We start from the raw sequence: 15,236 nt of genomic DNA on the forward strand, positions 1-15,236 counted from the left end.
TAAGCGAAAAGTAACAAACAAAATTATAGATTATGTCTACAGCATCTGTCGCAAATCATGACGCAGCACACGATCACGGTGATCATGAGCATCATGATAATTTTGTAACAAAATATATATTCTCTCAGGATCACAAAATGATCGCAAAGCAGTACTTGGTAACAGGTATGTTTTGGGCTCTTTTAGGTGGTTTTCTATCTGTTCTTTTCAGACTTCAATTAGGTTTTCCTGATATGGACATGTCTTTTCTTCGTCCGATCTTAGGAGGATGGATTGATGAGACAGGGCATTTGGATCCTACCTTTTACCTAGCACTTGTTACAATGCACGGTACCATCATGGTATTCTTTGTATTGACGGCAGGTCTGAGTGGTACTTTTTCGAATTTCCTGATTCCATTACAGATCGGTGCTAGAGATATGGCTTCCGGCTTTATGAATATGCTTTCCTACTGGTTGTTTTTCATATCAGGGGTTATCATGTTTATATCCTTGTTCATTAAAACTGGTCCAGCTTCTGGTGGTTGGGTGGTTTATCCACCGCTTTCAGCTTTGGAACAGGCTATTCCAGGTTCTGGTCTTGGTATGACACTTTGGTTGGTAGCGATGACATTCTTTATCGCCTCCTCTCTGATGGGAGGTATCAACTACATTACCACGGTAATCAACTTGAGAACACGTGGAATGTCTTTCTCTAAGCTTCCTTTGACAATCTGGGCTTTCTTCTTGACTGCAGTTATCGGTCTTTTGTCTTTCCCTGTATTGTTTGCTGCGGCATTATTACTTGTTTTTGATAGAAGCTTTGGTACATCTTTCTACCTATCTGATATCTATATCGGTGGAGAAGCTCTTCCTAACACAGGTGGTAGCCCAGTATTGTATCAGCATTTATTCTGGTTCTTAGGTCACCCTGAAGTTTACATTGTATTACTACCTGCTTTAGGTATCACTTCTGAAGTGATTTCTACTAACTCTAGAAAGCCAATCTTTGGTTACAAGGCAATGATTATCTCCTTGCTTGGAATTACAGTTCTTTCTTTTGTAGTGTGGGCTCACCATATGTTCGTGTCAGGTATGAATCCTTTCTTGGGATCTATCTTTATGTTCTTGACGCTGATCATTGCAGTTCCTTCAGCAGTTAAAGTATTTAACTACCTGACGACACTTTGGAGAGGTAACTTGATCTTCACTCCGGCGATGTTGTTCTCGATAGGACTAGTTTCCTTCTTTATATCAGGAGGATTGACGGGTATTTTCTTAGGTAGCTCAGCGATTGATATTCAATTGCATGATACATACTTCGTAGTAGCACACTTTCACCTAGTTATGGGATCGGCTTCTTTCTTCGGAATGTTGGCAGGTGTTTACCATTGGTTCCCGAAGATGTTTGGAAGAATGATGGATGCCAAATTAGGCTACATTCACTTCTGGTTAAGTTTCGTGGGCGTTTACATGGTGTTCTTCCCTATGCACTACATCGGTATTGCTGGATTCCCTAGAAGATATTATTCCTTCACGAACTTCGAGTTCACCAATATGTACACAGATTTGAACATGTTCGTATCTGTGGCGGCTATCATTACTTTCCTTGCTCAGTTTATCTTCTTGTTTAACTTCTTCTATTCTATGTATAAAGGAAGAAAGGCAACATTGAACCCTTGGCAGTCTAATACATTGGAGTGGACTACACCTCTACATCCAGGTCATGGCAACTGGCCAGGTGAAATTCCTGCAGTATATAGATGGCCTTACGATTACTCTAAGCCAGGTGCTGAAGATGATTTCATCCCTCAGACAGTTCCACTTTCTGCTACACCAGAATCAAACCTTCCGCATGAGCAGGAATTGGTTAAAGTAGAATTAGAGATTATGAAGGAAGAAGAGGAAGTTTTGGTTTCTAATGACGCAAAGCATTAATAAATCTATAAGCAGCTTCCGTTCTGTGAGTGTAATCACGGTGGTGGCTGTTTATTTGCTGATTCTTATCGGCGGGATAGTTAGAAGTTCCGGTTCTGGAATGGGCTGTCCCGATTGGCCGAAATGCTTTGGCAGTATGATTCCACCGACTAGTGTGGATCAGCTACCAGCAAATTATCAGGAGATTTATCTCAATAAAAGATTAGCCAAGAACGAACGGTTCGTGGCAACACTTGAAAAATTAGGATTCACAGAAAAGGCAAAGGAAATAGCCAACGATAAGTCTATACTTATTGAGCAGGAATTCAACCCGGTGAAAACTTGGATTGAATACCTCAATAGATTGGCTGGAGTAGTGATTGGACTATTGATAATTCTTACTGTTTGGAAATCATTTCCACTTCGTAAGAAAGATAAATGGATTCCAATCTTGTCCGTCTGCAACCTTCTCCTTGTCATCTTCATAGGTTGGATAGGTTCTATTGTAGTTTCTACCAATCTTCTGCACTGGATGATCACCTTCCATATGATGCTGGCTTTATTGCTGGTCTCATTACTGATCTATGTATATCACAGATCGGGTAGGTTGATCCAAAGCAAAGGAGTGAAGATGCTTGTGCCTAAAAGAATTGAACTGGTATTATTGATAGGAACTATCCTAATGCTGATTCAGATTGTCTTAGGCACTCAGGTTCGAGAGCAGATTGATATTATCTCAGCTTCTCTTGGCGACATGCTTAGAGAAGAGTGGATAGGTAGGATCGGTATAGAATTCCTTATTCACAGATCCTTTTCTATAGTTCTACTAGGAATTCATGTGTTATACTTCTTTTGGGCATTTAGATATACCCTTAGGAAATCTCAAGTAAATCTTTGGTCTCAGGTCTTGATGATTCTGATTATACTGGAAATAGCTACAGGAATGGGAATGGCATACTTTGGTATCCCAGCATTTCTCCAGCCTATCCATCTCTTATTAGGTTCTTTGATAATAGGCGTGCAAGTCATCTTGCTGCTTGAAATCAGAGAAAACATTCAGTTTCGATTAAATACAAATTGATCATGAGGACAGTTGAAGTAACTGACCATTTTAGTAGTCTAGTAGTAAGCAAGATCAAAGCTTACGCTGAGTTGATTAAATTGAGGCTTTCGGCTTTGGTGACTTTCTCAGCAGTATTTGGCTATATACTTGGTGATCGAGGAGCAAGTTTTGGCTGGTCTGGCTTTATAGGTCTAGCACTGGGTGGATTCCTGATCTCTGGCGCATCTTGCGCTGCAAATGAGATCTTGGAGCGTGATTTGGATAAGCTGATGAAGCGTACCAAAAACCGTCCACTGCCAATGAAGCTTATCTCACTTCAAGAAGCACTTTGGGTTACATCCCTAGTAGCTATCATAGGAGTTGGTTTGCTTTGGTACTTTACCAATCCTCTGACTACCTGGTTGGGTGTGTTGAGTATGGTGCTTTATGTATTTGTTTATACCCCATTGAAGAGAGTAGGACCGATAGCAGTTTTTGTAGGTGCTATTCCAGGTGCCTTGCCTCCGCTTTTGGGCTGGACAGCAGCAACTGGAGCAATCACGCATGAAGCATTGATTATTTTCGGTATTCAATTTATCTGGCAGTTCCCTCACTTTTGGGCTATTGCATGGGTAGGAGATGAAGATTATAAGGCAGCAGGTTTTAAGCTTTTGCCAAGTGGTGGTGGGAAAGATCTCAACACGGCTATTCAGATTATGATTTACACCTTATTCCTTTTGCCACTAGGCTTGTTACCAAGTTATTTTGGGCTTACTGGAATGACATCAGGAATAGTCGCTACAGTATGTGGTGTTTTGTTTCTAGCACAGACCTTCTCCTTGATGAAGGATTGCTCGCGCAAATCAGCCTTGAGAATAATGTTTGGGTCCTTTTTGTACCTACCTATCGTGCAGATAGCTTACCTATTGGATAAATTACCCTAAGGATGGAAAAAGAACTTAAATACGTCGATTTAGTAGATCAGCCGATCGCTATGCATCCTAAGAAGTTTGCATTATGGCTTTTCTTGGTGACGATCGTTATGATCTTTGCAGCACTTACCAGTGCCTATATTGTGAGACAATCTGAAGGGAATTGGCTAGAATATGACTTGCCAACTATTTTCTGGTATACTTCCGGAATAGTCATCTTAAGTAGCATTTGTCTACAATACGCTTATTCAGCTGCTAAAAAGGACAATCTTGCAGGTCTTCGGATTGGGTTGAGCCTAGCTGTGCTATCTGGTATCGCTTTCCTCGTGGGACAGTGGTATAGCTGGGTAGCATTAGTAGATGAAAATGTGTTTTTCGTAGGAAATCCTTCGGGATCATTTCTCTATATATTCACCGGATTGCATGCTGTTCACTTGATCAGTGGTGTGATATTTCTGATTATTGTATTAATTTCAACATATAAATATAAAGTACATTCCAAGTCAATGGATACACTTGAAATGGCTACTACTTTCTGGCATTTTCTAGCTGCATTGTGGTTATATCTATTTATGTTTTTGCTTTTGAATCATTAAAATAAACCAAGTACAAATCAATATCTTATGTCTGCGCATTCTACTGCTATAGGAGTAAGCTCGAAAAGAGGCGTCTGGGGAGGTGGTAACGAACCACTCAAGGCCAGTTATGGAAAACTTATGATGTGGTTTTTCCTTCTTTCGGATATCTTTACTTTTGCCGCTTTTTTGATTACTTACCTTTCAATTCGTGTCAGTTATCCTGCTTATGCTGGACCTGCCAAGGAGTTTGTTGGGTCAAATGAATATTGGCCAATTCCTGAATTGGTGTTTGATGCCATTCCATTTGTACATGGAGTTCATGCTCCCTTAGTATTTGTGGGTTTGATGACCTTCATTTTGATCGCTAGTTCTGTTACGATGGTATTGGCTGTAGAGGCTGGTCATAGAAATGACAGAAACGATGTAGTGAAATGGATGCTTTGGACACTTGTAGGAGGTATTACTTTCTTGAGCTGTCAGGCTTGGGAGTGGAATCACTTCATCCACGGATCTGAGATGGGGGCTACCTTGAATTATATCAATGGTTTGGGGCAGAATGTAACCGAAACAGTGTTTGGGGCTAATTTGCTTGTCAATGAATATGGACCTGCATCTTTTGCTAATTTGTTCTTCTTCATTACTGGATTCCACGGCTTCCACGTTACGATCGGTGTTGTCTTACTTTTCATGGTGTTTTATCAGGCTGCAGTAGGAGTATATGATAGAAGAGGTCACTATGAAATGGTGGAAAAAGTCGGTCTTTACTGGCACTTTGTTGACCTTGTTTGGGTCTTTGTATTTACTTTATTCTACCTGATCTAAGCTATAAATATTAGAATTATGGAAATTCAAGAAAATAAATCAACGCTTACAGTTGTTCCAAAGAATAACGATAAGATTAAGAAAATCTGGAAGACAGCTTTAATATTGGCTTTGATTACTGGAGCTGAGTTTATTATGGCTTTTACAATGCCTAGAGGGATTCTACTCTATTCATTATTTATGGCTTTGACCATTTGGAAAGCTAAGTATATCATGATGGAATTCATGCACCTTGGTGACGAAGTGAAGCCATTGATCTATTCTATTTTGGTACCTATCGCTTTCCTGTTCTGGCTGATAATCGTCCTGTTAAAAGAAGGCTCAGAGATTTTCTCTTTGCGTTGGTATTAATCCTGCTTTCTGAATTATAAAATAAGTTAGGTTGAAGTGGGACACTTCAACCTTCTTTTTTGTTACCCCACTACTATGAGAAGTATAAGAATATTGCAAGGATTTGTGTTGGTATGTATCCTATTGGTGCCCATTTTGATTTTTCTATTTCTTAAAAGCTTTGGGACCAACACCTACGATATACCGGTCTTTTACGAAAAAGGGGTAGATAACCCATTTCAGGAATGCCCGATTGCTGATACTACCCAGCATTATATCCCTGAGTTCTCCTTCACCAATCAAGTAGGGGATGAAGTAGGTAGATCTGACATGGAAGGGAAGATCACGATCGTGGACTTTTTCTTTACTTCCTGCCCAAGTATTTGCCCTAAAATGTCCGCAGAGATGGAGCGTGTAAATGACATGTTCCGAGATGACGATAGGGTGCATATCATGTCTATCAGTATAGATCCGCAGTTTGACACGCCTGAGGTATTGCAAGAATATGCCGAGGAGCATGGTGCCAAAGCAGGTAAGTGGGATTTCTTGACCGGAGGAGTTCAAGAAACCTATGATCTTGCCAAATGTGGCTTCATTATCCCGACTATAGATGGCTTAGGTATTCCTGATGATTTTGCACACTCAGACAAGTTTATGTTAATAGATGAGCTTGGAAGGATCAGAGGCTATTATAGTGGTACTTCTCGTGAGGATGTAGATTTATTGATGTTGGAAACTAAAGTATTATTGCATGCCAGCGAAGGAAACTAATATGATAAAAAATGAGGGGAAAGTGAAGGGATGGATTATTGCCATTTCTGTAATTGTTCCAGTAGTAGTGGCAATCTTGATATTCATGCCTTCGAAACTGGATTTGGGTGTAGAATGGGTTTATTTCCTTCCTCATCTGAATGCCGTAATCAATTCTGCCGCTACAGTAGCTCTGATAGCTGGGTTGATATTTATTAAGTCTGGAAATATTCCTTACCACCGAGCCTCCATGACTGTAGCCTTTGGACTAGGAGCTATATTCTTGGTGTCATACATTATTTATCATTCCTCCGCTGAGAGCACCTCATTTGGAGGCGAGGGGACGATCCGTTCTGTTTATTACTTCTTCCTGCTTACGCATATCGTATTTGCTGCTGTAGCACTACTTCCAATCTTATTTGCATACTACTACGGATACACAGATCAGCGTGAGAAGCACAGAAAAGTTGTTAAATTTGCGTATCCGATCTGGCTTTATGTAACTGTCACCGGTGTGATAGTTTACCTGATGATCAGTCCTTATTATGTCCATTAAAAAACTGCGTTCTTTCTAAGCCGTAGGAGATATTATGAATAAAGCTCTCAAAATAGGATTCTTTACTTTCGTCGCTTTTCTGTTTCACTCAGCTACCTACGCTCAGTGTGCTATGTGTCGTGCTTCCGTAGAAAATAATGTGAGTAATGGAGATACCAGTATTGGAGCTGGACTGAATCTAGGGATCATGTATCTTTTTGTTATGCCCTATCTGATAGCAATGGTTCTTGGCTTTTTCTGGTACCGAAATGCTAAAAAAAGAAAGGCTAAAATAGCCTTACACTAAACGAATAGAGGAGCAAAGTTTGATCGAGGACTTTGCTTTTTTTATTTTACATCTAAATGAAGCATGATGCCCGTCGCCTGATCATCTTGATCAGTATTTTCTCTCTTCTTGCGGTGTTGATCCTCAATTTCTTTTTCTTCCAGAAAAATGAACAGGATACCTATTTGCAAGCCTTGCAGGATCGGGTACAGGCCGTCGATAAGGAATTTGATGAGGATTTTATCCAGATTCTTATGGACGTCAGGCCTGATGATAGCCTAAGTTTTGCTCAGATAACTACGCCATTTCATCGGTATCCCTTTTTTATACTTAGTCCAGAGAAAGAGCTATTGTATTGGTCTGATTTTACACTTAGCCTAGACTTCTCTCAGGTAAATCTGTCCAAAGAATATCAGCTCTTAGAGGATCCCTATGGCACTTTATTGCTCAAGACTCGAAAAGTCAAACGAAATGGGGCTGACTATGTAATGCTGCATGTGCTCAGGTTGATTTGGCCAGGTAATATTGAAAACAATTATCTGATCACAGGAGCAAACCCAAACATATTTGGAAATGGTAGATTCGAGCTTTTTGCAGTACCTGAAGAAGCGACTTCGGTAGTTGTCAATCCTGCAGGAATCCCATTATTCGGAGTAAATTTCTTGTTTGGATACAGTCCAGCAGGTAGGGTAGTGAATCCAGCAATTTTGATTTTCTTCACCTCAGTATTCCTGCTATATTTTTTATTGAGCTCAGATTTTGTGTTGAGCAAATGGAAATCGGGGAGAAGATGGCAGTCTATTGGATACGCGATTTTCGTTTTGGGAGCATTCAGGATGATGATGTTACTGCTTGATTTCCCAGGAAATTACCTGAATCTGGCACTATTTGATTCTGCGAATTATGCCTCCTCCTGGTTCAATCCTAGTCTCGGGGATTTATTGATTAATACGCTGTGCGGGGTGCTGATCTTGGTCATGGTGATCTATCAGCTCGCCTCCAAAGGGATGCATGAAAAGATAAAAGTCTTAAGCTCCAGGAATGAGTTTCTGATATTCTTCTTTTTCTCCATGTTGGTGAGCTCACTGTGTTTGTATATGCTATGGTCCTTACCTCGAGATTTGATGATCAATTCTCAATGGGGCTTAGACATTAGCTCCATCCCCGCTTTTGGGTGGTTCAAAGGAATAAGCTTCCTGATGTTATTCTTGTGGGCATCAGTGTATGTACTGCTTTCGCTGACTTTGTTTAGTTTGCTCCTGGAGATCAATTCTCGCAAACAATTCTATTATCGATGGATCGTCCTACTAGGGCTTCCTGTCGCAGGACTATTGTTCTTTTTTACAATTTGGGGAGCGGTAGTTTGGTTGCTACACCTGGCGTTTTTAATTACAATAGTCCGATTGGAGCTTTTCAAAAATGCCTTCAAACTTGGATTAGATACTTTTCTCACCTTCTTTTTTGCCTGCTTGGTCACAGGAGGGATTGCTGGGATAAGTGTTTTTCAGACTGAAAAAGGGGAGTTGCTGCAGTCCAAAACTCGCTTCGCAAATCAAAACCTTATCGAAAACGATGTGATGACGGAGTTTTTCTTAGGTGAGATTTTCGCAAGAATCAAAAATGATTTATTCATTCAAAATAGAATTGCAGATCCACTTTTCTCGAAAGAACCTATTGCCACCAAAATAAGACGAATTTATCTGGATAATTACTTTGATCAGTTCGAGGTGCAGCTTCGGATTTTCAATGCTTCTGGGCAGCAAATTTTAGGAGCCGGTGACGATGAAATACTCAAGGAGATCCAATCGGATTATATTAGAAGTGATTATGCTACTAGTATAAAGGATTTATATTTTATCCGTGGCAGTGAATCCAATACAGGTAACCGTTTTATCGCTTTCGTGCCCCTGAGCAAAGAGGACTCTTTTCTAGGGACCATTTTTCTAGAACTTCGGCAATTACGAGTACAGCCCACTTCTGTCTATCCTAAGCTGCTGCTGGATAGGAAATACAATGACAAGCTTGATCCTGTACTGTACGATTATGCGATTTTCAAGGAAGGTGAATTCATCAGGAATTCCGGTTCATTCAATTACCTGAATAAGGGATTTGAGCGCGTCTTAACTCGCAACGCATTGCAAATAGAAGGTGTTCATCAAAATGGCTACCATCATTTTGGGATAAAGAACGGGGAAGAGTTGATAATAATTTCATCCAAAAATGTTCCTCTGTCTCATTTCTTCGGGAATATTTCGCTGTTTTTCGTGCTCTTCGTGATTATGACTTTTTTGACCATTTTGATCAATACGCTATTTACTGGAGTTCGGAATTTTGAGTTTAGCTATTCTACTAAGCTGCAACTCTACCTCAATTTCGCCTTCTTCTTTCCGATACTTATCATCAGTATCATCACCATTGGTCTTTTGGCAAATAGCTATCGGGAAGATCTAGATCGTCAGTACATTCAGAAAGCGGCTTTGATCAGAGGGAATTTGGGGAGTTTTCTCAATAATCAAAAACCTGCCGAGGTGGATAATGATGAGCTAAACGAAGAAGTTAACGAGCTCGCCAATACTACAGCGAGTGACATTCATCTTTATAATGTGGCGGGCAAGCTAGAATCCACCAATCGCCCAAATATTTTTGATAAGAAAATCTTGGCACCACTAATCAATCCCAAAGCAATTGCTGAGATTGAGGAGATGGGCCAAAGTCAGTATTTGGCAGAAGAGCAAATTGGGAAATTGAGATATAAAACAGTTTACCTATCCATTCCAGCTACGGCAAGCCAGGACAATCTTGGGATTTTGGCGGTGCCTTTTTTCGAGTCTGAAGCGGAATTGAATACACTCATCGCAGATGTGCTGAGCAATATATTCAATGCCTTTGTGGTGATTTTCATCCTGTTCTTGTTTGTGTCTTATTTTGTCTCAACGAACCTCACCTTTCCTTTTAAGCTGCTGACTCAAAAACTCAAGGCTACCAATTTGGAAAACAATGAACCCATGTACTGGGGCTCCAAAGATGAAATTGGCTTGCTGGTGAATGAATACAACAACATGCTTTTCAAACTCGAAAACTCTAAGAAAGTCCTAGCTTCTACCGAGAAAGAGTCTGCATGGCGAGAAATGGCCAAACAGGTTGCTCATGAGATCAAAAACCCGCTGACTCCGATGAAACTCACGCTGCAGCATTTGATCCGCCTACAGGATGCAGGAAGATTGGATGATGCAGAGAAGCTGAAAAGGTCACTGGAAACCTTGATTCATCAGGTCGATGCACTCAGTGGAATTGCTTCTTCTTTTTCCACCTTTGCCAAAATGCCGCTGCCAAATAATGAGTTGATGAATTTCAAATCGGTTGTCATTAAGGTTTTGGAGCTGTTCAGTGGAGATCAGCAGGTCGAATTGATTTTTCAGGATGATTCATTTACCAAGGATATTCCGATAATGGGAGATGATAAGCTGTTTGGAAGGGTGATCTCAAATCTTATCATCAATGGCATTCAAGCAGTAGAGCCAGGCGTAAAGCCAGTAATCCGAATTTGGCTGTGGATGACGGATCAGGCAGTTTTTCTAGAGATAGCTGACAACGGCAAAGGTATCTCGGAGGAGCTGAAGGATAAGATTTTCATCCCTAACTTCTCAACCAAGTCCACTGGTTCTGGTTTGGGATTGGCTATCGCAAAAAGCGGGGTAGAGACCGCAGGCGGGAAAATCTGGTTTGAATCAGATCTGAGTAAGGGAACTACATTCTACCTTACCTTTCCATTGATAGGATAAATCATCTAATTAGTATCTTCAAATCAAAAGGCATTTCGGAGTGAGAAAGCGTATTTGGCTACTTTTCTGGGTTTTACTTTTTGGCTTTTTCACTTCGGTGAAAGCGCAGGAGAAATGCCGATGGGTGAAAACTGAAACCTTTATTCAACCAAGTATTCCAGATTCTCTTTCTCTGCTCGAAGAGACGATTCGAATTACTGATCAAAACGGAAAAAGCTACGGTTTCAAATACGAACTCAGTACGAACAAACTTCAGCTGGTTTTTGACAATGAGATTAAGCCAGATTCTCTGCTGCTTTGCTATAGGACTTTTGCAATACGATTTGATCAGCCGATTGCTCGCAGGACCTTGCTTTCGGATTACGATTCCACCGCTCAATTTAAGGACAATCGAATGGCAGAATTACCCGCCTATGACTTTCGAGAGGAGCTTTTCCCAACCACAAATCTTTACAGATCTGGAAGTTTGACACGAGGAATTTCCTTTGGGAATACGCAAAATGTATTTGTTAATTCTGCCTTAAACCTGCAACTAGAAGGCGATATTTCTGACAACCTGCAAATCCGAGCAAGTATCACGGATCAAAATGTTCCTTTCCAACCTGAGGGAAATACTCAGCAAGTGCAGGACTTCGATAATGTGCTGATAGAGCTCTACAATGATGATTTTAGCTTGGCTGCGGGAGATGTGGTTTTGCAGCAAAGACAGTCTGAATTTCTGCGCTATTACAAGAATGTGCAAGGTTTACAGTTTACCTCAAAGTATAAAATGAATGACAAGTGGTCTGCAAGTTCGCAGGCTTTCGCGTCCATAGCCAAAGGGAAATTCGCATCGATTCAATTGCCTGTTTTAGAAGGAGTATTAGGGCCATATCGAGTCGTAGGTCCAAATAATGAGCGTTTCGTGATTATAATGGCAAATTCCGAACGCGTATTTCTGGACGGAAAACAGCTCAAGCGAGGTTTCAACGAAGATTATGTGATTGATTACAATCAGGCTGAAATCACTTTTACGCCAAAGGTTTTAATTACTCAGTATTCACGGGTGCGATTGGATTTTGAATATGCGGAGCGTAATTATTCCAGATCTATTATAGGAGCGAATCACACACAGACCAATGGGAAAGTGGATGTGTATTTAAATTATTATCAGGAAAAAGATAATCGAAACCGTCCTTTATTTACCGATTTCTCTCAAGAGGAATTGGGGCTTATGGCTTCCGTAGGTGATAGTTCCGAACTAGCAAGAATTCCGAGAATTGACAGTGTAGCTTACGATCAGAATAGAATCTTGTATGAGAAAATCTCTATGCTTGATGAGTTTGGAGATTCATTAGTTTATTATAAATACTCCACAGACCCTGAAAAAGCATATTATGAGTTGGGCTTTTCTCAAGTGGGAACTGGCCAGGGTGATTATCAGAGATCCAATCAATTATCAAATGGAACGGTCTATGAATATGTGTTGCCAGTGAATGGTCATTCTCGTGGTGACTATTCTATTTTATCACAATTGCCACTTCCTGACAGCAAGCGGATGGTAACAGCGGGCACCAGAGTCAAGCTAAATGAACATGAAAAGTTCTATACAGAAATGGCGCTTTCATCAGTCGATAAAAATCTTTTTTCAAATTTGGACGATGATGATAATCAAGGCTTGGGAATGAAGGTAGGTATGCAAAGTGAGGGTAGAGAATCCAGGTTTTTCAAAGGCTACATCATGAAGGGGCAGACCGAATACGAGTATAATTCCACAAATTTTAATTTCATTGATCGATTCAGGTATATTGAGTTTGATCGGGATTGGGGCCTAAGTCCGGAGGCTTTGCAAACTGCCGCCGCCGAGCAGTTTTTCCGGGCAGGAATTGGTTTTGAAAAAGACCTGCTCAATAATTTTAACTACCTCTTTTACCTAAGGAATAGAGAGAATGTGTTGAACGGGACTCAGCATACTGCTAATTGGAATTTGCAGTTGGGATCCAAAATCAGGCTCAGGCAAGATTTTTTTCGATTGAATTCTAAACAGGATTCACTTACATCCGACTGGATACGCTACTTGGGAGATCTGAGTTATAATGCCAAAAGCATCGTGCCTGGGTATCAGTTTTCCTTAGATCAGAATGCTATGAAAAACGCTGAAACGGATTCTGTGGTCAGTACTGCCATGAATTTTCAGCAGCATCTGATTTATTTGCGCAGCAATGACACGCTTAGTTATTCCTTTTTGGCAGATGCTGCTTGGCGCGAGGATAAAGCTCCATATAAAGGGCAATTGGAAAATGATACACGTGCATTTACTTCCAACTTTACCTTTCGAAAGCAGTGGACTCAGCACAGTTTGAGCAGTACTTTCACCTATAGGGAATTGGAATATTTGCAGCGCGATTTGCAATCCGAACTCACCGTAATGGGTAAGTTGGACTATCAGGGGAGCTTCGGAAAAAATCTAATTCGTAATGAAATCTCCTATGCAATTGGTAATGGGCGCGAGTTGCAACGTGAGTTTGTCTTTCTGCCTGCGCCAAATGGAGATGGGACCCACACTTGGCGTGATGATAATGGGGATGGAGTACAGCAATTGAATGAATTTTATCTAGCGATTAATCCTGAAGAGAAGCAGTATATCAAGATTTTTGTACCTACGGATACTTTCATACAGGCTTACACGAGTATTTTAAATTATCGAATTCAGGCAAAATTCCCTGATACCTGGAAGGAGAGTGGCGGCTTGAGAGAATTTTTGCATAAGTTTTCCAATACCACTAGTCTGAGTGTAGAGAAAAAAGTGACTTCAGATGACTTCATCGATAGGATCAACCCATTTGTAGGAGGCATAAATCGGGAAGATATTCTATCACTTCGACAAGTGATTCGCTCAAGTTTCTTTTTCAATAGGTCCTCTGCTAAATACGGTTTTGACCTATCTTATTTCGATTCCCAGTTTAAGCAATTACTCTCTGGTGGTTTTGAGGATTTTATTCAAAAAGATTGGAAGTTGAATACTCGTTATAATTTCATTGGGCAGACGACATTGAGGATTTTGGCTGGAACAGGGAATCGACTTTCTGCTTCGGACTTCCTAGATAATAAGAATTATGTAATCTCCCAAAATCAAATTGGGCCAGAGTTTTCATGGCAACCGACTCCTTATTTTAGAACTACGGTTATGTACTCTTTTACTGGAAAAGTCAATACTGAAAATGTAGAGTATAAAGAAAAAGCTCAATTGAACCAAGTAGGATTGGATCTTCGTTTTTCTAGAGCTGTGAAAACTACGCTTACTGGCAATCTCAAACTGATTCAGATAGATTACAATGGTGTGGTTAATTCACCGGTTGGTTACGAAATGCTCCAAGCCTTGACACCAGGGACTAATGTGACCTGGAATGTGAATTGGTTACAGAAAATAGGAGAGGGCTTGCAACTCAATTTGGTGTATGAAGGCAGAAACTCTCAGGGTTTGGATAGAATTGTCCATGTAGGGAGAATGCAAGTTTCGGCTCTGTTTTGATAAAAAAATGTAACTTTGCGTAAGCTAAATAGTTGTCATACTAACTATTAAACTACGAAACAAATGAGCAAAAGCATCCTCGTCACTGGAGGTACCAAAGGAATAGGAAGAGCAATTATCGAACGATTTGCTGCTGAGGGTTTTGACATCTTTACTTGCGCGAGGAATGAGGCTGATTTGGCTAGTTTGAAAGCTCTTCTAGGAGAGAAATACAGTAATATTAAAGTGCTAGCGATTCAGGCAGACCTTTCTAAAAAAGCCGATGTCAGCAGATTTGTGAATGAAGTCAAGGCAGTAGCGATTCCAGATGTATTGGTGAACAATACAGGAGTATTTATCCCAGGAGCCATTCATAATGAGGATGATGGGAATTTCGAAATGATGATGGAGACCAATTTGTACTCTGCTTATTACCTGACTAGGGGATTTGCTCAAGAGATGATCGCTCGAAAATCAGGACATATTTTCAGTATGGGATCTGTGGCAGGCTTGACTGCTTATCCAAATGGTGGAAGTTATGCGGTGTCTAAATGGGCAATGCTAGGAATGACCAAATGTCTACGGGAGGAATTGAAGCCTCATCAAATCAAAGTAACTTCTGTTCTTGCAGGAGCGACCTATACCTCGAGCTGGGAAGGTTCTGATTTGCCTGTCAAAAGATTTATGAAACCTGAGGATGTAGCGGAAAGTGTATGGTCTGCTTATAACCTTTCACCTCAGTCAGTTGTTGAAGAAATAGTAATCCGACCTCAATTAGGAGATATATAAGCCAC

General features: G+C 40.6%; 12 protein-coding genes. All 12 read left to right on the top strand.

Annotated features, from left to right (window positions below):
* Nucleotides 1–32: 32 nt before the first annotated feature.
* Entirely contained in the window at nt 33–1,916 is a 1,884-nt protein-coding gene (locus LV85_RS16735) for a cytochrome c oxidase subunit I (RefSeq protein WP_111321534.1), read from the top strand.
* The gene (locus LV85_RS16740) at nt 1,900–2,976 is read left to right on the top strand and encodes a COX15/CtaA family protein (protein ID WP_111321536.1); all 1,077 of its coding nucleotides are present in this window, start codon (nt 1,900–1,902) and stop codon (nt 2,974–2,976) included. The genes LV85_RS16735 and LV85_RS16740 overlap by 17 nt, the downstream gene beginning before the upstream one ends.
* A gap of 2 nt (nt 2,977–2,978) precedes the next feature.
* On the top strand, nt 2,979–3,881 hold the full coding sequence (cyoE, locus tag LV85_RS16745) for a heme o synthase (RefSeq protein ID WP_111321538.1): 903 nt from the start codon (nt 2,979–2,981) through the stop codon (nt 3,879–3,881).
* Between the two features lie 2 nt (nt 3,882–3,883).
* Nucleotides 3,884–4,465 carry a cytochrome c oxidase subunit 3 gene (locus LV85_RS16750; RefSeq protein ID WP_111321540.1) on the top strand — a complete coding sequence of 194 codons (582 nt, stop codon included), beginning with the start codon at nt 3,884–3,886 and terminating at the stop codon, nt 4,463–4,465.
* 27 nt (nt 4,466–4,492) lie between these two features.
* Nucleotides 4,493–5,269, top strand: a complete 777-nt coding sequence (locus LV85_RS16755; RefSeq protein WP_111321542.1) for a cytochrome c oxidase subunit 3 — start codon at nt 4,493–4,495, stop codon at nt 5,267–5,269.
* Nucleotides 5,270–5,287: 18 nt separating this feature from the next.
* On the top strand, nt 5,288–5,620 hold the full coding sequence (locus LV85_RS16760) for a cytochrome C oxidase subunit IV family protein (protein WP_111321544.1): 333 nt from the start codon (nt 5,288–5,290) through the stop codon (nt 5,618–5,620).
* A gap of 75 nt (nt 5,621–5,695) precedes the next feature.
* Entirely contained in the window at nt 5,696–6,370 is a 675-nt protein-coding gene (locus tag LV85_RS16765) for an SCO family protein (protein WP_111321546.1), read from the top strand.
* The gene (locus tag LV85_RS16770) at nt 6,351–6,905 is read left to right on the top strand and encodes a DUF420 domain-containing protein (RefSeq protein ID WP_111321548.1); all 555 of its coding nucleotides are present in this window, start codon (nt 6,351–6,353) and stop codon (nt 6,903–6,905) included. Before LV85_RS16765 ends, LV85_RS16770 begins: the two co-directional genes overlap by 20 nt.
* 34 nt (nt 6,906–6,939) lie before the next feature.
* Nucleotides 6,940–7,191, top strand: a complete 252-nt coding sequence (locus LV85_RS16775) for a hypothetical protein (protein ID WP_111321550.1) — start codon at nt 6,940–6,942, stop codon at nt 7,189–7,191.
* Nucleotides 7,192–7,247: 56 nt separating this feature from the next.
* Entirely contained in the window at nt 7,248–10,952 is a 3,705-nt protein-coding gene (locus LV85_RS16780) for a sensor histidine kinase (protein WP_111321552.1), read from the top strand.
* Nucleotides 10,953–10,992: 40 nt separating this feature from the next.
* Nucleotides 10,993–14,463: a hypothetical protein gene (locus LV85_RS16785; protein ID WP_245942356.1), complete on the top strand. Its 3,471-nt coding sequence runs from the start codon at nt 10,993–10,995 to the stop codon at nt 14,461–14,463.
* Nucleotides 14,464–14,526: 63 nt separating this feature from the next.
* A complete protein-coding gene (locus tag LV85_RS16790) occupies nt 14,527–15,231 on the top strand; it encodes an SDR family oxidoreductase (protein ID WP_111321554.1) in 705 nt (234 codons plus the stop codon).
* Nucleotides 15,232–15,236 lie beyond the last annotated feature (5 nt).

Source organism: Algoriphagus chordae (genome assembly GCF_003254055.1).
Lineage (GTDB): Bacteria > Bacteroidota > Bacteroidia > Cytophagales > Cyclobacteriaceae > Algoriphagus > Algoriphagus chordae.